Source organism: Kocuria sp. TGY1127_2, from assembly GCF_013394385.1.
Lineage (GTDB): Bacteria > Actinomycetota > Actinomycetes > Actinomycetales > Micrococcaceae > Rothia.
In genome coordinates this window covers 1,071,252-1,089,391 of record NZ_AP022834.1, presented here as the reverse complement: position 1 = coordinate 1,089,391, position 18,140 = coordinate 1,071,252, and the positions used below count along the sequence as shown (strand labels likewise).

Genomic DNA, 18,140 nt, shown 5'->3' with positions numbered 1-18,140 from the left:
TATCCGGGGTAACGGTACACAATTGTTGGCCGCTTTGGTCATTTCGGGCGAAGACCGCCCCCTTGCAGAGTTAGATCACGGTATGGAGCTCAATATTTCGATTTTTGATCCAACGGTTTCACGAGGGTTTTCGATGAGGATCTCAGCCTCTGTCGGAACGCAGGGGGCACTCATCGAAGACCTCCTCAACGAGCACATCGGCCGTCAAACAACGTGGCATGTAGGAGGTATCCCACTTCATCAAGCGAAGTTCGGATCCCCACCGTTCGTCGAGGGAGCCATGATTCGCGCTTCAGAGGGTTCGTCCCCGCCAGCTGAGCCAGCGCCCTTCAGAATCACCTGCACCGAGGGTTTCGCAGCCGGAACCAACTTCCCGGTCAGGAGGGGTAGTTTCACCATGGGGCGGGACCTCACGGATATTTCTTTGAGCAACCCGCATCTACCTCCTTTCGCGGCCACGCTGAACGTCACTGATCAACATGCCGTCTTCCGTCCAGCCGATCAGAAACCTGTGACCAAGCTCGCATGCGGTGAGATCATTACTGTCAACGGGTCACGCCTCGAGCTTGAGGACTGGACAACAAAACGTCCCCTGTCCGTGTCGCACCTTCCCTTGCCCGCACAAGATCTCCGCTTCGCCAGCGATTCGGAGGGTCGGAAAATCTTGCTGTTCACCAGCCTCGTGCCGATCCTGTTCGGCGTGGTGACCGCATTGGTCTGGAACATGTGGTTCATGCTCCTCTTCGGATGCTTGAGTTCGATTGTGACCTTGGCCCACTGGTGGGCCAAGGGCCGAGGCAAGGGCCGTGATCGAAAACTGTTCGCAGAAGCCCGTTCCCGCGAGCTCAATTCCATCGCACGCCTCGTACCTCCCATCGGAGCCCGAATTGCTGAGGTCGTTGTTCGACTCGAGTCTTCTACGGAGTGGAGCAGAAGTCCTCCATCGCCGCGTGGACGACGTCCCCATGAGACGTCTGCACAAGAGCTGTGGGTCAGGTGGGGGCGAGGCCCTCGCGCTCTTCATATTTCGGATAGGTTTTCGAGTCCGACCTATACGGCGCAGAACATGCCTGTGTTGACGAGCCTTCGGGTCCCCCATCTCCTGCTGATGAGCACGGACGGTCGCGACGACGGCATGGCTACGTTGCTTGCCCATTTGCTGGTGGACGGTCTACCCCTTGAATGGGCCGCTTGTCCTGCAGACTGCGACATCTGTCGAGAGTTTTCACGACGGTGGGGACAGCTCGTGAATTTCTCGGACGACAGTGCTCCGTCGCTCTCGAATCCTCCCGTTTCGCTGGTATGCGCGAACCGATTCACGCTGGAGAACGGTCCAGGCATGATCGTTTTCATCGGATTGGACTCTCCTCGCCTCTCTCCGCCTGCCGCGTGGGACGGGATTCTGGTCAGCCCATCCCCCGACGGACTCGTGATCAGGCCCGAAGGCACGGCGAAGGACGGCTGCATAGGGGCGGTGAGCGGAGTCGGACTGACGTGCTCTGCACCGGATATTCCACCGCTGGACCTCTTGGAGATATTGGTCCACGTCAATCGTTCTCTGGTACCCGTCAACCGGTCCGTGACCTCCTGCCGGCTGTCCACTCGGGAAGACCTCGCCATCGAGACTGCTTCGGACCGCTGGTCACTGTCGCGAAAGGATGCAGCGCTCATGGTTGATTTCGGGAAAGACGCCAAAAGCGGAAAGCTCTTGAGCTACGACTTGAATGAAATCGGCCCACATTGCGTGGTTGCCGGGACCACCGGATCAGGGAAATCAGAATTCTTGCGAGGAATTCTCACTTCCTTGGCTCTGCGGTATCCGCCGGACCGTATTGGGTTCATCCTCATCGACTTCAAGGGCGGTACCAGCTTCGGACCTGTAGCTCGTTTGCCGCATGTCCACTCGGCTCTCTCCGATCTGGACGAACCTGTCATCCTCCGAGGCTTGGCCTTCATCGAGGCGGAAATTCGCCGCAGGGAATCGCTCTTCGCGGACGTCAAAGCACACTCGTGGCCGGAATACACCAAAGGGTTCCGTGGTGATTCCGGCACGAAGCGGTGCCCGCTACCGGAAATCCTGGTCGCCGTCGACGAGTTCAGAATCCTGGTCGACACATTCCCCACTGCCATGGACAGGCTCATGCACATAGCGGCGGCAGGCCGATCACTCGGAATCCACCTCGTCATGTCCACCCAACGGCCACAAGGCGCAATTTCTTCCGATATTCGGGCGAACGTATCGGTAAACGTCTGTTTCCGCGTCGCCTCCGAACCCGAACCCGTCGGCGTGATCGGCACTCCCCAAGCAGCAGAACTTCCGGCGACTAGCCCAGGCACGGGATACGTGAGCGTTGCCGGCGCGGTCCTGCATTTTCACGCCATTCATGTGGATGCTCTTCCCAGGACCCCACCGCTCAAGCCTTTGAGGATCCCACGGTCATCACACCAGGAAGTGGGTTCTGGCCGAACGGGCAAGACGTCCGCTTCGACAGACTCGATTCTCGGCGAACATATCGCCGAATTCACGGAACGGGTTCGGATGATCGAATCGGGTTCCACGGCTCCGGTCATACCTCCGCGCCTGGACAATCGGATTTCCCGATTCTCGGATCCGCACATGGTGGCTGGCAGTATGGCTACAGTTCACTCTCCCGGCCTGTACCTGGGCCACGGCGAAATCCCCCGACGTGCTAGGCAAGGCCCTGTGCTGTGGACGGGTCGAGAACTCGGCGCGCTCGAAGTCGTCGGACCTGTTCAGCGTCAGCTTAGTTTTGCAACAAGACTCTTGATGTCAGCGGCAACGGCGAATCAGCCGATCTACGCAATCTCATGCGATCCGGAACTTCACCTTACGATCACTAAGGCGTCGACGGCAGGTCTGGATATTCGTGGCGCGGCCGATCTGGCGGACCCGCTCTTCGTTGTAGAAGTCCTCACCGAACTCATTCGCACGCCACGGAGCAGCCCTTCGAATCCTGTCCTAGTGATCGTTCAGGGCACCGACAGGCTCCTCGAGAGCTTCGTGGCTTTCGGCTACGACCTCGCGAAGAACATTCAGGATTTGGTCGTTGCTCACGGCGCCCACTGGAATCTCGCGCTTCTCGGGGGCAAAAGACTTCCGCCCGACATCCGACAATACTGCCCCGCCAAAATCTTTGCCCAAGATTCGGATTCCAATGAATTTCGTCTTTCTCACCCACGCGAATCCGCCGAACTGCTCGACGACCTGTGGATCTGCGAAGGAACGATGACCCGGAACCGGGGACCCTTGGGACTGCTTCCGCCTTCGCGGAATGCAACCAGGGACCTCACCGATCTGGTCCGGGCGAAACAGGAGAGCGATTCGACAAAACGGCGACCGATCGCACCTGTCGTGAATTTACCGATGATGAGGAGGCCGCGGCCGAAATTGACGTGGTGCCTGCCAGACCATCGCGGATCGAGGGTTCGAGTGACCGACCCAGAGCCGTATCCAGCTGGCCCGGGGCAAAAGCCCGGAATCGAGCTCCTGGTAGGCGTAAGCTCGCCTCTGCCGAAGGAATGTCGCGCGCTGGCCGTCCCCGGAGAAGCACTTGCGTTGGTCTACGCGTCACGCACCACTGAAGAACAGCTCCTGGACGTACTGACGAATTTTAACCCACATCTGGGCTGGCGAATCTTCGAGGCGGGAAACAATCCAATGGCGTCTGGGCTGGGTCAGGTGCTGGAACATACCCCCGCAGGCTCAGGCTCAAACGTGGCCGTTGTCCGAGACGTGCCGAGCTGGCCTCTTGCCGAGATGGATCGGGTCGATGAGATCGTTCATTCCCACCGTTTGGCGATTCTCACTTTTCCCATGGGATCACCGGCGACGATCACCTGCCGATGGGCCGAATCGATACGCTCCTCGACGAGCGCGATTTTCGCGGGCCCGATCCAGAATGGTTCGTGCGGGTTTCGGCCTGAGCCAACGCCTCCCTACAAACTCCGCCTCGATGAAGACGAAGGATTGGTCCTGTCACATGGGACGTGGGAGCGCTTCAAGATCCCCCGTATGGCTAGAAGCTCTCGGAGACCGCGTCACGCCGAAGCGGAGCTATCTCTCGCGGAGTCCGTTCGCTCGCAGAAGATGGTTCTGGACAGCGGCGCTGAACAACAGCACACCGACAAGTACTCCGTACAGGACGGGAACGGCCACGAGTAACCAGCCCCACGCGGATGCCATCTGAAGTGCGATGACAATCAGAAAGATCTGGGTCAACAATATGAGAGCCCGCGGCCACAGACTGCCCTTGACGGTGCTCCGTGCTGCTCCTATTAGCCACAGGCCATAACCGATGTACAGAAGGGACATAATGACGATGGCGCCGAAAGGCATGGCGTGGTCCTGGAAGAAGACTTCGACCGTTTGAAAAATTCCTGCTCCGACAAGACAGAGACCCTCGAGGCCGACAAGACCTGCCAAGACGAAAACGGGGCGGGAAGGACTCACCCGAGGCTCATTCTCCAAGCGTGCTTCTTCCGATCGAGAGTCAGTCATGAGCCCATTCTAACGGGACCGATTCGAACCGACTGATCCACCAGAAATTCCCGCTCGACCGCGTGATCACGCCTGGGATGGTTTCCGTGTCAAGCGCTCTCGAGTGTGAGATAAAACATCACTAATGTGTCAATTTGACAGACGGACCCTCTTGTTCACGAGAAGTTTACGTGGGAACCTTTAAGAAGTTCTCAATCAAGCCCCCGTCCTGGGGGCTCTTTATTTGTATTACTCGCTGGCGAACCGATTTTGGCGCGTCATGACGGGGCATCACATGTGAAACAAGGAGCGTGCATCGATGGATTGGCGCAGTCGCGCAGCCTGTCTCGAAAAGGACCCTGAGCTTTTCTTCCCGGTTGGAAATACCGGTCCGGCCCTCCTTCAAATTGAGGAGGCCAAAGCCGTCTGCCGAAGCTGCACCGTCATGGACACCTGCTTGCAGTGGGCCATGGAAACCGGCCAAGACTCCGGTGTCTGGGGAGGAATGAGCGAGGACGAGCGACGCGCGATGAAACGCCGCGCCGCACGCGCCCGCCGCGCGTCCTAGACGTTTACGTCTGACTGGACACACCCCCTCGTATTTATGGCGCCGCCCTCGGAAGATTTCTTCTTCCTGGGGCGGCGTTTTCCGTTGGGTGCCGACTCGATGAGACCGCTCAGACTATGACCGGTCAGCTGCCCGCTCGGGAATTTGTGCGGTGATGACCACTTCCGTTCCGCCACCGTTACGCGGACGCCAGACTATGGACCCCTTGAGCTCACTGGCGACGAGGGTCCGAACGATCTGCATTCCAAGGCCCTCTCCCTCGGAAGGAGGCCGGTAGGCGGAGACGCCCGATTCCTCGATGTAGCTGTCCCCCATCCCGATGCCGTCGTCCCCCACCGTCACGATGAGTTCTTGCCCACCATCCGCAGCATCCACTCGACGCCCATCGAGCGTAACGGTCCCGGAATGCCCATCGAGTCCGTGCTCAACAGCGTTGGCCACGATTTCGTTGATGATCAAGGCTAGCGGCGTGGCCAGTTCACTGGGAAGCTGGCCGAACTCGCCCGTCATTTCGGTTGAAACCGCCTGTCCTGGGGAAGCCACCTCAGCCGCAAGATGGAACTGGCGATTAATCAGGTCGTCAAAATCAACGTTCTGCGTCAGCCCCTGCGACAGGGCCTCATGCACCATGGCGATCGTGGCCACACGACGCATGGCCTGCTCCAATCCCAGTTTCCCCTCGGAGGAAGTCATTCGCCGGGCTTGCAGGCGCAACAATGCTGATACAGTCTGCAAATTGTTTTTGACTCGGTGGTGAATTTCTCGGATCGTCGCGTCCTTGGTCATTAATTCCAATTCGCGACGGCGCAATTCCGTCACGTCACGGCAGAGGAGCAACGCCCCGAACCGCTCCTCCCCACGTCGCGTCTGGCGTCTCAAGGGGACTGCCCTGAACGTGATGCTGACCTTGGACGTGCTGACCTCGCCCCTCCAGGGCATACGTCCAGTGAGAACGAGCGGGAGAGTCTCGTCCGCTTTCTCGGCGGCGGGGAGAAGGTCCCGAGTCAGATCGGCCAGAAGGTTCCCGGTCAACGCGTCCGCGAATCCGAGTCGCCGGTAGACCGATACAGCATTGGGAGATGCAAAAGTGACACGACCTTCGGCGTCCAAACGGATAACGCCATCGCTGACCCTCGGGTTGCCGCGCGAAGTCTCATTCGACGAGCTGAAGTCCGGCCACGCCCCACGGGCCACCATACTGAGGATCTCTCGTGCGGTTTCACGGAAGACAGTGTCGAGTCTTCCCTGCATCCGACCTGATTGTTCGCCGTGGTGCAACGACAGGACGGCTACTGTTCGTCCGTTTCTGACGAGAGGGTACAGAACCACGCGCATCGTCGACTCCGCATTCCAGTCGACCCTGTCCAAGAACTGAGTCGCCTGGTCGTACCAACAAATGCGCGCGGCCGTCTCCACCTGCGAGCTCATTCGAAGCCCCACCATGTCTCGATGGAAGACGGTTTGCGTTGTCGAGGGCCGAACGTGAGCCATCCCGGAGAATCCGGCTTGCGGAGCGGGACCGCCTTGCCCTTTTCCGCTCCGCTCACTCGATTGAAATTCTTCAGGGAACCACAGCACAAGGTCACCTTGTGCGAGATCGGCGATCATTTGCCAATCCCCGACCAAAAGGTGCAACCACTCTGAGTCGCCCGGACCGAATTCGCCGGTTTTAAGTAGAGGTTCCGCGAGCGTCATATCATCCTTGCAAGTGGAGTGGCTATCTACTCACCATCTTAGAGGCCGCCAAGGTGCCCTCCGTAGTCGTTGCGTCGGAATAGCTCGACTAGATATGAGCCCCGTCAGCATCTGACAAGCAGTCACGACGACTCAGGCCCTCTATGGTCGGCTCCCCGTTCTGTGGAATGTTGTCGTCGATCGGGGTGACCGAAAGTATTTCACATTTGGGTGAACGACTTGAGGCCGCGAACAACCCGAGATATATACGGTGTGTACTCTCGGACGAACCGCCGATTCTCGGCATCTCGGAAGGAATCCTGCCCGTGACCGCGCGACGCTTTCTTACTTTGGCTGACGTCGCGGACATCCTGAATATCTCCATATCACAAACGAGAGCTCTGGTACGTTCCGGGGAGCTTCCCGCTATCCAGATCGGCGGTCGGGGCCAATGGCGGATAGAACGATCAGTCCTCGAGGACTACATCGCGGAGGGGTACAGAAAGACGGCGGAACTCATCCACCATCGAGACGACGTCGTTTGATAGCCCCCCCTGTCCCTGCCCCTGGGACCGTGTGCTCTGGCGGTGAGACGCTTTTCGTCGTCCGTAAATGAGTGTTGTCGATGAATCTGCTTGTTGCAGGCTATGTATTGACTCTTGGTCCAGCATTTCGCCTTTTCTTCATCCACAGGCCTTTACGGAAGCCCCGGGTGCACTGTAAATATAGATCATCAACTCGCACCAAACGGCATCAAAGGAACACCGTGATGACCAAAAGCCCACAAGCTCGTCCCCACCCCGGCCGATCGCATCTCGGAAAGACCAGTCCACGGCCGGCAGCCCTCCGTTTTGCCGCAGGTTTCGGCGCCGTAGCAGTTCCGCCCCTGCTCTCCATATACATGGTCTTGCGGTTGGGGGTCGGCGAGCTGGCTCTCAGCGTCCTGTCCGGAACAGGCGGCACAGAGCCGTCTGCCGACGAACTCATCATGGGGCTCTGTGCAACGGGCGCTCTCATCATGTCTCTGTGGTGGTGTGTTGAAGGGACATCCGTACTCATCGCCGTCGCGGCAGGATCTAGCTCGTCCCAGCGTAGACAGAAGAGCCGGCGCAATACCCCGATTCTCCGCAGGGTCTTGGGCCTTGTGTTGGGCACTCACATCATTATTGGATCGGCGCCGTCCTTGGCGACTCCGGGGAGCATATCCGGCGACCCCGCCGCCCTCGGGACGACTCCCCCAGATTCACTGTCAGCCCAGGTGAGCCCTCTCTTCGGTGGTTCCCCCGTTCGTCCGGAACCTTCCGAGCCTCGTTCTGACCAGCGAACACCCTCCGATCTGGATGCGCAATCCACCGAGAAACCGTCACCCTACTTCGCCAGCATGAACGAACCTCGCGGGCTTGCCGCGGGTTCGAATGACTCCGGCTCGGTGGAATATCGGGAATGGGTTGTCCATCGCGGTGAATCTCTGTGGTCCATAGCAGGTCACTTGGCCGGGCCCGGTGCCACGGACGGAGACATCCTCCGAACCATGCACGCCCTGGAGTCGGAGAACCGGTCGGCTCTCCGAGGCCGGCCTTACCTGATCCATGCCGGCACGGTGCTTGCGGTGCCCCATCGATTCTCGTCATAGTCACGGGATTCTATGGGTCCGGAGAGCAGTCTGTGACCCGGCGATCGCTTCTTCTCCCTCTCAACATCCCTGATCATGAAAGGATCTCCCATGAGCTCACGACCAGAGCATCGAGGCCGTCGGCGCGTCAACAAACGAGGGACCGTCCTGTCCATCGAAAATCTGCGCGGTACGCCACGGGCGCACCCCGAAGGGCCACCTTCTTTCTACAAATGGCGCGATCATTCGACAGACCCTCGGGAGGAGCTTCGGCGGGTCCACGCCATAGCCGGCACGATGGGTGTGGCAATTATCGAAGTCATCTCGGGCAAACGATCTCCGAGCCAGCTCGTCCGGTGGGTGCATCCGAGAGTCTTGGAGCGCATCGAGAGGAGGGCTACGATCGAGACCGCGGAAGGCCCCGTTGCCGCCGAACCCATTTTCGGGAACAAGCGTTTCAACCCGACCAATCTGAGACCTCGACGGGTCCGCGCCATACCCGTTGGACACAACGAATACGAGGCGAGCGTCGTCGTGGGCAACGGTGACCGTTGCCGGGCTTTGGCCCTCCGCATCCACAAGGCGAGAGGTCAGTGGCAAATCATTCAGGCCGAAATCGGCTAGTCTGCATCATCCCGCCGCGCCGGTTCTCCAGCCAGCGGTCCGTTCAAACCCGAACATTCCCCGGTCCGCGAAGGGCGGACCTCGACAATATGAATCTGGGACCGGATGCCGAACATACAATGTTCAGCCTCCGGTCCCATATTCGGGTCAGCCCGTAGCACAGGGCCCCGCGGCGATCACGCGAAAGTTATTTGCGCTTCTTGCGGCTCTTCTTCGTGCTGCCCCGCCCACGAGCGGGCTTCTGCTCGGACGCCCCTGACACGGTGTCCCCCGACGAAGCCGCGGTGGTTGCCGTCGAAGACTCTCCCCCGGACGAAGCAGGCGCCCCATCCGCTGGCGCTTCGTCCTCGGGGTTTGCCTCGATATGGGATTCCTCGCCGCCGTCCTCACTCGGAGCCGAGAATCGGAGGAACTTCGGCTGCTGAGGAATGGTCAGCGCTTGCGAAGACATCTGCGTACGCTGCTTCGTGAGGTCGAGGTTGAACAAATATGCAACCGTCTCTTCGCGAATCGCGTCCATCATCGTCTGGAACATCGCGTAGCCTTCACGCTGATATTCGACGAGGGGATCGCGCTGGGCCATGGCTCGCAGGCCGATGCCTTCCTTGAGGTAATCCATCTCGTAGAGATGTTCGGGCCAATGCCGCCCAATCACGGAAAGAACGACCCGACGCTCGATGTTGCGCATCGCATCGGATCCGACCTCTTCCTCACGAGTCTCGTAGATGACTTTCGCATCGGACAGGATCTCTTCGATGAGCTTTTCCTGGGTGATCTTCGAGCGACCGCCCACCGACTCCTCGAGGTCTTCGATCGAGATGCTGACAGGATATATAGTCTGCAGCGACTCCCAGAGGCGTTCGAGGTCCCAGTCTTCCGCGTGCCCCTGCCTGGTCTTGTCCTCAATAGCCGAGGTCAGGACCTCGTCGATGAACTTCTGGACTTGCTCGCCTATATCGTCGCCCTCAAGGATCTTCGCACGGTCCGAATAAATGGCCTCGCGCTGACGGTTGAGGACGTCGTCGTACTTGAGAATGTTCTTACGTTGTTCGGCGTTCCTGGCCTCGACCTGATTCTGCGCAGATGCAATCACTCGGGTGACGATGCGATGCTCGAGAGCCGTGTCGTCCGGTGCCCCGGCCATGAGCCGGCCGGCGGCCGCCCCGTTGAATAGACGCATGAGGTCATCGGCGAGTGAGAGGTAGAAACGGGACTCACCCGGGTCGCCCTGGCGACCGGAACGGCCGCGCAACTGATTGTCGATGCGGCGAGACTCATGCCGCTCGGTGCCCAGCACGTACAAACCACCGAGCTCCGTGACTTCCTCATGCTCCTTCTTGGTCGCCTGCTCGCACTCGGCCAGGACCTCGGGCCACTTGGCTTCGTATTCTTCGGGACGCTCCTGAGAGTCGTAACCCAGCTCGGTCATACGGTCCACCGCGTCGAATTCGGCGTTGCCACCGAGCATGATGTCTGTACCGCGACCGGCCATGTTGGTCGCAACCGTGACGGCGCCCTTTCGGCCGGCCTGGGCGACGATCGCTGCCTCACGGGCGTGGTTCTTGGCGTTCAGCACCTCGTGCGGAACGCCTTCCTTGATGAGAAGCTTGGACAAGTACTCGGACTTCTCCACGCTCGTGGTACCCACCAGAACCGGCTGGCCCTTCTCGTGACGCTTGGCGATGTCCTTGACGACGGCCGCGAACTTGGCGACCTCGTTCTTGTACACCAAGTCCGGCTGGTCCTTACGAATCAGCGGCTTATTGGGATCGATAACGGCGATGCCCAGCTCATAGGTATTGACGAATTCCGCGGCCTCCGTCTCAGCGGTACCGGTCATGCCGGAGAGCTTGTCATAAAGGCGGAAGTAGTTCTGCAGTGTGACAGTCGCCAGAGTCTGGTTTTCGGCCTTGACCTCGACCTGTTCCTTGGCTTCGATCGACTGGTGAACGCCCTCGTTGTACCGGCGTCCCGGAAGGATGCGCCCCGTGTGCTCGTCCACGATCAGGACTTCGCCCTTCATGACAACGTAATCCTTGTTGTTCGTGAACAGCTCTTTGGCCTTGATCGCATTGTTGAGGAATCCGATCAGCGGCGTATTTGCGGATTCGTAGAGATTGTCGATGCCCAAATGATCTTCGACCTTCTCGATACCGCTCTCGAGCACGCCGACGGTTTTCTTCTTCTCGTCAACCTCGTAGTCTTCGTCGCGAACCAGCGTCTTGGCAACTCGGGCGAATTCGTTGTACCAGCGGTTCGCTTCCCCCGACGACGGGCCGGAAATGATGAGCGGCGTCCGAGCCTCATCGATGAGAATCGAGTCGACCTCATCCACGATGGCGAAGTTGTGTCCGCGCTGCACCCGGTCGTCCACGGTCCAAGCCATATTGTCCCGGAGATAATCGAAACCGAACTCGTTGTTCGTACCGTAGGTGATGTCGGCTTCGTACTGTTTCCGGCGCACCTCAGGGGTCTGCTGGGAGACGATCACGCCGGTCTCAAGGCCGAGGAACCGGTAGACACGCCCCATCAGATTGGCCTGATACTCGGCCAGATAGTCATTCACCGTGACGACGTGGACGCCCTTGCCCGTCAGCGCATTGAGATATGCGGGGGCCGTTGCGACCAGAGTTTTGCCCTCACCGGTCTTCATCTCTGCGATGTTTCCCAGGTGAAGGGCGGCGCCGCCCATCAGCTGAACGTCGTAATGCCTTTGTCCCAAGGTCCGTCCCGCAGCCTCGCGAACGACAGCAAATGCCTCGGGCAGGAGGAGGTCGAGCGATTCACCCTCCTCGATGCGTTTCTTGAAGGAGTCAGTCTCGGCACGCAATTCAGCGTCCGTGTACTCCTTGAAATCATCTTCCAACGAGTTGATGGCATCGGCATAGACCCTCAATTTTTTGAGCAGTCTTTTGTCTCCGGTGCGGAGAACCTTTTCCAAGAAGGATGCCACGAGTACTTACTCCTAGTAGCTGACGAGATTCCAAGTGCAGTGACCACGGTTTAAGGCCATGCGGGGCCGCCATAGGTGCTACCCCAACAGCCCAGTCTACGTAAGTCTAAACAAGGCGCCTGGGTTTTGCCTTAGTAGCGACAAAAATTGTGGGTTGAGCGCGTCTCGCCCGGGCCGTATTGGCCCGGGCGAGACAATCGTCTTCAACGCGACACGTCAACCTTCAGTAACGGGTTTGTACATCCTGGTTTCGTTGAGCCCTTCCGGCGGAGCGTCGTCCCCGAGAACGATTACCCCGTACGTCCAACCTTTGCGGCGATAGACGGCCGCCGGCCTGTCCAATTCCGAATCCACGAACAGGTAGAAATCGTGCCCCACGAGCTCCATGCGATCCACCGCTTGATCCACGGTGATTTTTTCGGTGGGGAACGTCTTCCTGCGGATCTCGACTGGGGAGACATCGTCGGCCAGCGAGTAACCGTCGTCGAAAGAATCCTGCTGGTCGTCTCCGGGTTGCTTTTCCAAGACAATATCTTCAATAGGCACCTGGCCTCCGGACGACCCGTCAATCACCGGGATTGATCCGGTTGCCTCCGAGACCGATTGTGGCCGGTGGTTGCCGCGGTGGATCTTTCGGCGGTCCCTTGCTCTGCGGAGCCTCTCGAGCAGCTTCGCGTAGGCGTCCTCGAATACGGCGAATTTGTCCGATCCTTGAGCTTCGGCACGAAGAACAGGGCCTTTACCATGAACGGTGATCTCAACGGTGATGGCTTGAGGCCCGTTTCCGACCTTGCTGACCTTCACATCAACGACGTCCATGTGGTCGTTGAGCTTCTCGAACTTCTCGACCTTTTCCTCTGCATACTCCCGAAAGCGATCCGGGACCTTGACGTTGCGTCCGTATACATTGAGTTCCACGATGGCCTCCCGCGGTTGGGGCGAGGTGAGGTCTCGCTGGCTAGCGAGTCGCGCTCGGGCCCTCGAGCCTCACAGGGAGCGGATCTGACCGTCTCCTTGACTCAACGTTAATTGACGAAGAACCTTTCGTCACCCACCCGATCAATGTGACGCGCTAAACATTCGGAGTTTCTCTCAGGGCGCACGAACACTCGCGATGACGGCCGCTCCCACCACTGTGGCGCCGGCTTTCTCGATGGCGCGTTTGGACTCCCGGAGGGTCGATCCCGTGGTCGCCACGTCATCGATAAGGATGCATGTGCGCCCCTGGAGTTCAGGTCGGAGTCCCATCAACCGGGCGGGTACAGACAAAGAGACATGCATGGACCCGTCCGCGCGCTGCGAACGCTGGCGAGCGCTCAGGCCCTTTTGTCCGTTCGCACGGCCCGTCATGCAGGAGACGACCCCACGAAAGTGAGTCTCCCTCCTGATAAGCAGCGGAGCAACGCGCAAGCCACCGTGTCGTTTGGCCTCGTGGAGTCTGCTGCTCGATCCGACGGCCTTGCGGATGAGCAGCTCGCTGGGTACGAATCCACGCCTCCTGAACGCCGCGGCCGAAGAGGGTACGGGGACCAGCAAGACGGTGTCAGCTCCCCAAGACGAGCCCCGCGTGCGGTATTGCGCTGGCCAGCGGCCTTTCATGGCCTCGGCAACGGACCGCGCCAACGCTCGACCGAGAAATGGCGCGACGTCGACCCGCTGGGCGTTTTTGAACGCAAGGAGAAGCCTCGCCAATTCGTGACGGTAGGAACCGGCCGCGAAGCAAGGAACCTGCGAGGGCCATTGGGGCAATGAATCGGCGACATCCCGCGGACAAGAGACAAGCCTGTGCACGAGAGCTCGGCAAATCCGGCACACGGGGCCTCGCCCTTCAGAACACCCCGCGCACGGTTGAGGAAAAATCAGCTCCACGGCGTCGGCCAACGCGTCCGTCAGGCGCAAGGCCATCCGATCGCAGGTCTGCAGCGCATCGCTTTTTTCCACGCGGATCCCTCCTGTACGGCATCGTCACCATAATGATGACTGACGCTCTGGTGGAGTCCGCCGGAATTCGGGAATCTGTGGACGGAAAAATTATCCCGAATAGGCCAGGTCTCTGACCTTCGTGTCGACTCTGGTCCAAGACGTCCCCGTCAGCGAGTACGTGTCCGTACTGGTTTGGGCGTAAATGGAGTCCTTGCCATTGCCACCGGAGATGTGTTCGATATCGGACAGCCCATTGACGTCATTGGTTTCACCCGCCAGCGAAACCGTCTGCACGGTTCCGTCCTGCGTATTCGCGACGACCACGTCAGTATCGGATATCCAGGAAGCCTGCGTTGCGTTGCGAGTTGTACCGACCCGCAAGGGCTCTCCCAAACTCTCCGGGGCGCCCTGGGCGTTACGTTTGATGCCACTGACCCATACGCGGGCGTTGTCGCCTTCGCCGGTGACGACCAGAGCCCGCGAACCGTCACGAGAAATCCTCAGGGACTGAATATGCTGGTCGCGAAGCCAGTCCGCCTCGACCTTCTGAGGCTCGTCGCTGTCGCCCCCGGAGTCGAGGGCGTAAACGGACCCTTCAGTGCCACCAGCCCACACCCATTTGTTCGTGTCGACGCTCGGCGCGGTAATGGACTCTTCCATGTCGGTGTCCAGCGCCTTGCCCGAGGTTGTCCTCACGGCAAGGTGTTCTCGGTCCTCATCGGTGTATGCATAGACACGTCGCTGTGAGTCCATGGTCGGCATCGACGGCTGAACTTGGCTCGGGGCCAGGCCTGAAACTTTTCGGGACTGGCCGTCCGCGTACGTCACGAGGTCACCTTCCAACACGCCGACTTGCGGACTGGGGACCTGCGGATTGATCGTGGCGGCCTGGTAATCCCCAAGTTTGCCTGTCTCGACGGCTTTATCATCGACCGAGAGTCTCACGCTCTCGACGGAATTGGTGCTCTTTAACGTCTGCTCGAGTTGGGTATTCAATCGTTCGAGCGTTAGTTGGTTCGCGTCAGACACGTCAGTTCCCGCGAGCCCCACTTCAGCGGAGGAATTGCTGATCGGGACAGATTGGCGCATCAGGCTCGTTCCGTTCGGCACCGCGGTAGCAACTGCTCCTTCCAAATAAGGAGCCGGGCCTTGCAGCAGGACTCTCACGACCGACGTCGCCACGGTCGATCTGTTGGCGAACCAACGAATATCGGGGACCGCGTAGCTGAAAGTCGGGTCGTAGAAGTAAAGCGTGAACGAACGGAACAGCTGCTCGAACTCCGAACGGGACAACATCGTGCCGTTGGGAATCGATGCGATCCGCCATTGCCCGTTAACCTGTGTGAACTTGGCGGCGACCTGCTGCTTGTCTGGGTTCCTGAACGAGGTCGCAATCCCTCGACCGTCGATGGATGTCGACACGTTGACCTCGGCCGTGGCTTGCTGGTCGCTCTGCCCCGAATCGATCTTGACGTCGTCTGAGTAAACCAGAGTCCGGTCCTCGGGCTTCCAGCTCCCGGCCAATTCCGTTGTGAGGTATTCACGGGCCACAGAGTAGTCGTTCTCTACTCCGGTACCCGCCTTGATGAAACCGTTCAGGACCTCCGAGGGGGAGGCGCCATTCTGCGGTCCTGAAGGGCTGAAAGCTGGAGACGCCGACGAGGCGCTGGCATCGGGTTCGTTGTAGTGGTACACAGGGCCACTGGTCGGAATCCTCCCGCACCCGACGAGGAGGAGTCCAACCACGCCGACCCAGGCCACCGCGCGCACGATCGACGTCCGTCGGCCGGACCAAGTCCTCCGTTGGTGTCCGCTCATGCTTCAGTGCCCTCCTGCGATCCGTCTTCGTCTTCGCCGTGACTGTCCTCGATCTCAGGGATCGAAGCGGGTGTGTCGGGGACTCCCTCCGGCGGCAGGCCGAGAGGCGAATCTCCCGCGGGTCGCCCCCCTTGTTTGGGAAGCGTCAAGCGGAAACATGCACCATGATCGAGTTCGCCCCAGGCCTCTAATCTGCCTTGATGAAGTCGAGTATCTTCCGCCGCGATCGACAGACCGAGGCCGGTACCGCCCAAGGTTCGCTTGCGCGAAGGATCGGCACGCCAGAAACGATTGAAAACCTCACGCGTCTGTTCCGGAGTCATCCCCATGCCATGGTCGCGGACGGCAACGGCGGCGTCGAGATCGTTGGCCGCAATATGGACGTCGATTGGCTTCCCTTCGGAATGCTCGATCGCGTTGACGAGCAGGTTCCTGAGCACTCTTTCAATGCGTCGCGGGTCCATTTCCACAGAGCAACGCTGTTCCGTCCCGTGCAGTCGAACTTCGAGTCCTTGTTTGTCCAAGTGCGGACGCACGGATTCCACGGTGTCCTCGACAAGGTCGCCCAAGTCAACCGTGCTGGAGTCGAGGGTCGCCGAGCCGGCGTCGAAGCGGGATATCTCAAGGAGGTCGGACAACAGCGACTCGAACCGATCGACTTGGTGGTAGAGAAGCTCCGTGGATCGCTGGAAGGACGGATCCATGTTGTCCCGACCGCCGTACAACAGCTCGGCCGCCATCTTGACGGTGGTCAACGGGGTGCGCAGCTCATGGGACACGTCCGAAACGAATCTTTGTTGCATTTTCGACAGCGTCTCGAGCTGAACAATTTGTTCCTGAATGCTGTCGGCCATGTGGTTGAAGGATGTGCCAAGTACCGCCGCTTCGTTCTCGCCCCGGACGACGACTCGCTCACCCAGGTCGCCGCGCGACAATCTTTCGGCCGAGCGCGCCGTCTGCGAAATGGGGCGAATGACGGAGCGCGTGACCCACCAGACAATAGTCGCGACGAAGACCAGAAGGATTGCGAAGCCCGCCACGATGACCAGCTGGATGTAATCCAGAGTCCCTTGCGATGAGGACAGATCATAAACAAGGTAAAGGGCGTAATCGTTGCCCTGGTTCAAATGGACTTTGGTGCCCACGAAGATCACAGGCAGCTCGGGACCGTTCCCGTTGGCTTGAACCTTCGAGGACTGCCAGAACACGCCGTTCTGGGCAGCGACCTGTTTCTGCAAGTCCTGCGGCACGGACGACGACGTCATCCAGTCGTTCTGACTAAGGGGACCCACGTAGCCCTGCCCCTGGTGGTATTCCACCGGAATAAGAATCCACTGGCGCTTTGCGTCGGCCCCGTGATTCTCCAGAATCGTGAGTGTTTCGCGCATGAGCGACTGGACCTCGTTCTGGTCCGAGGTCACCGCATTGTCGAATATCTTCTGGACGTCGGAGAACCCGCTCGAGGATTCTTCGAGGGCCTGCTCCTGACGCTCTTTGAACAGACTGTTCGCGATCTGAGTCGAGAGGAAGTTGCCGGCAAAAATGAAAGCCACCAGAGCAAGCGAGGTCGCCACGATCACCGCGGAGAATTGGAGAGATTCCCGCCATTGTTTGCGGATGCCCCTAATGAAAGCGGGAACTGCGCCAAAAAAGCGCCTCGCTCTACTATGTGGTGTGTGCTTTGCCATGTCCTCTTAGCGTCGCACCTGGCTCGCGTTGGCCTTGTACCCAACCCCTCGCACGGTCTGAATTAGGTCAGGTTTTTCTGGGTCCTTTTCGATCTTAGCGCGGAGCCGCTGAACGTGGACGTTGACAAGCCTCCGGTCTGCATCGGAGTCGTAACCCCAGATTCGATCGAGGAGAAGGTCTCTGGACAGCACTTGGCCCGGTTCCTGTGCAAGATTGACGAGCAGATCGTACTCGAGCGGAGTCAGGCGCACCGTTGCCTCACCGCGGGTCACGGCCCGACCCGCCAAATCGATACTCAGATCGCCGATCTCAATGCGTTCGGCCGAACGGGCATCACCGGTCCGCAGCCGAGTCCGGATTCGAGCCAAGAGTTCGGCAGGCTTGAAGGGCTTGGCGATGTAATCGTCGGCGCCTGCCTCGAGACCACGAACCACGTCTTCCGTATCCGACTTGGCGGTCAACATGATGACCGGGACGTCCGAGGTTTCTCGGATACGCTCGCACACCTGGATACCGCTCATTCCTGGCAGCATGAGGTCCAGAAGAATGAGATCCGGATCGTAGCTTTCGAAGGCGCTCACGGCACGGTCTCCCGCGTCGCAGAATGTGGGCTCGTAGCCCTCGTTGGTCAGAACGATACCTACCATCTCCGAGAGGGCCTCGTCATCGTCCACTACCAAAATTCGCGCCTTCACTCGCGCTCCTTTCCAGTTCCCCTGAGGTTACCCACGACGGGCACAACAAAACCAGGTTGAAGTCGGCATACTGTTCCATGCAACAT

General features: G+C 59.4%; 13 protein-coding genes. 5 read left to right on the top strand and 8 right to left on the bottom strand.

Annotation, left to right across the window (positions count from 1 at the left end; all coding sequences use genetic code 11):
• The first annotated feature begins 133 nt into the window (after positions 1-133).
• Positions 134-4,183, top strand: a complete 4,050-nt coding sequence (locus sake_RS04855; RefSeq protein ID WP_178945554.1) for an FtsK/SpoIIIE domain-containing protein — start codon at positions 134-136, stop codon at positions 4,181-4,183.
• Here the strand turns inward: sake_RS04855 and sake_RS04850 are convergent.
• Positions 4,076-4,519: a hypothetical protein gene (locus sake_RS04850; RefSeq protein WP_129359940.1), complete on the bottom strand. Its 444-nt coding sequence runs from the start codon at positions 4,517-4,519 to the stop codon at positions 4,076-4,078. The two genes, sake_RS04855 and sake_RS04850, sit on opposite strands and share 108 nt — an antisense overlap.
• Before the next feature lie 298 nt (positions 4,520-4,817).
• Between sake_RS04850 and sake_RS04845 the strand changes: the two genes are divergently transcribed.
• On the top strand, positions 4,818-5,066 hold the full coding sequence (locus sake_RS04845) for a WhiB family transcriptional regulator (protein ID WP_129359941.1): 249 nt from the start codon (positions 4,818-4,820) through the stop codon (positions 5,064-5,066).
• Positions 5,067-5,180: 114 nt separating this feature from the next.
• Here the strand turns inward: sake_RS04845 and sake_RS04840 are convergent, their stop codons facing one another.
• On the bottom strand, positions 5,181-6,761 hold the full coding sequence (locus sake_RS04840) for a sensor histidine kinase (RefSeq protein WP_129359942.1): 1,581 nt from the start codon (positions 6,759-6,761) through the stop codon (positions 5,181-5,183).
• 305 nt (positions 6,762-7,066) lie between these two features.
• Here sake_RS04840 and sake_RS13290 point away from each other — a divergent pair, with 305 nt between their 5' ends.
• From sake_RS13290 to sake_RS04825, 3 genes are all read left to right on the top strand, one after another.
• The gene (locus tag sake_RS13290) at positions 7,067-7,285 is read left to right on the top strand and encodes a helix-turn-helix domain-containing protein (protein ID WP_197964465.1); all 219 of its coding nucleotides are present in this window, start codon (positions 7,067-7,069) and stop codon (positions 7,283-7,285) included.
• Positions 7,286-7,509: 224 nt separating this feature from the next.
• Positions 7,510-8,373 carry a hypothetical protein gene (locus tag sake_RS04830; RefSeq protein WP_178945553.1) on the top strand — a complete coding sequence of 288 codons (864 nt, stop codon included), beginning with the start codon at positions 7,510-7,512 and terminating at the stop codon, positions 8,371-8,373.
• Positions 8,374-8,463: 90 nt separating this feature from the next.
• Complete coding sequence (locus sake_RS04825) at positions 8,464-8,976, top strand: Rv3235 family protein (protein ID WP_129359944.1); 513 nt, start codon at positions 8,464-8,466, stop codon at positions 8,974-8,976.
• A gap of 187 nt (positions 8,977-9,163) precedes the next feature.
• On the opposite strand, the gene secA is transcribed toward sake_RS04825, so the two are convergent.
• The 6 genes from secA to mtrA all read right to left on the bottom strand — a co-directional run bounded on the left by secA (position 9,164) and on the right by mtrA (position 18,054).
• Positions 9,164-11,929, bottom strand: coding sequence for a preprotein translocase subunit SecA (gene secA, locus sake_RS04820; protein ID WP_178945552.1), 2,766 nt, complete (start codon positions 11,927-11,929; stop codon positions 9,164-9,166).
• 216 nt (positions 11,930-12,145) lie between these two features.
• On the bottom strand, positions 12,146-12,847 hold the full coding sequence (hpf, locus tag sake_RS04815) for a ribosome hibernation-promoting factor, HPF/YfiA family (protein WP_129359946.1): 702 nt from the start codon (positions 12,845-12,847) through the stop codon (positions 12,146-12,148).
• 174 nt (positions 12,848-13,021) lie between these two features.
• Positions 13,022-13,870, bottom strand: a complete 849-nt coding sequence (locus sake_RS04810; RefSeq protein ID WP_178945551.1) for a ComF family protein — start codon at positions 13,868-13,870, stop codon at positions 13,022-13,024.
• 90 nt (positions 13,871-13,960) lie between these two features.
• Entirely contained in the window at positions 13,961-15,670 is a 1,710-nt protein-coding gene (locus tag sake_RS04805; RefSeq protein WP_178945550.1) for an LpqB family beta-propeller domain-containing protein, read from the bottom strand.
• Positions 15,667-17,289, bottom strand: coding sequence for an MtrAB system histidine kinase MtrB (gene mtrB / locus sake_RS04800; protein ID WP_371811974.1), 1,623 nt, complete (start codon positions 17,287-17,289; stop codon positions 15,667-15,669). The genes sake_RS04805 and mtrB overlap by 4 nt, the downstream gene beginning before the upstream one ends.
• A 75-nt stretch (positions 17,290-17,364) precedes the next feature.
• A complete protein-coding gene (gene mtrA, locus sake_RS04795) occupies positions 17,365-18,054 on the bottom strand; it encodes an MtrAB system response regulator MtrA (protein ID WP_129359950.1) in 690 nt (229 codons plus the stop codon).
• Positions 18,055-18,140 lie beyond the last annotated feature (86 nt).

Bases quoted from the DNA above. Each gene is read 5' to 3' on its own strand.
- sake_RS04855 (WP_178945554.1), top strand. From the start codon at position 134: ATGAGGATCTCAGCCTCTGTCGGAACGCAGGGGGCACTCATCGAAGAC.
- sake_RS04850 (WP_129359940.1), bottom strand. From the start codon at position 4,519: ATGACTGACTCTCGATCGGAAGAAGCACGCTTGGAGAATGAGCCTCGG.
- sake_RS04845 (WP_129359941.1), top strand. From the start codon at position 4,818: ATGGATTGGCGCAGTCGCGCAGCCTGTCTCGAAAAGGACCCTGAGCTT.
- sake_RS04840 (WP_129359942.1), bottom strand. From the start codon at position 6,761: ATGACGCTCGCGGAACCTCTACTTAAAACCGGCGAATTCGGTCCGGGC.
- sake_RS04830 (WP_178945553.1), top strand. From the start codon at position 7,510: ATGACCAAAAGCCCACAAGCTCGTCCCCACCCCGGCCGATCGCATCTC.
- sake_RS04825 (WP_129359944.1), top strand. From the start codon at position 8,464: ATGAGCTCACGACCAGAGCATCGAGGCCGTCGGCGCGTCAACAAACGA.
- sake_RS04805 (WP_178945550.1), bottom strand. From the start codon at position 15,670: ATGAGCGGACACCAACGGAGGACTTGGTCCGGCCGACGGACGTCGATC.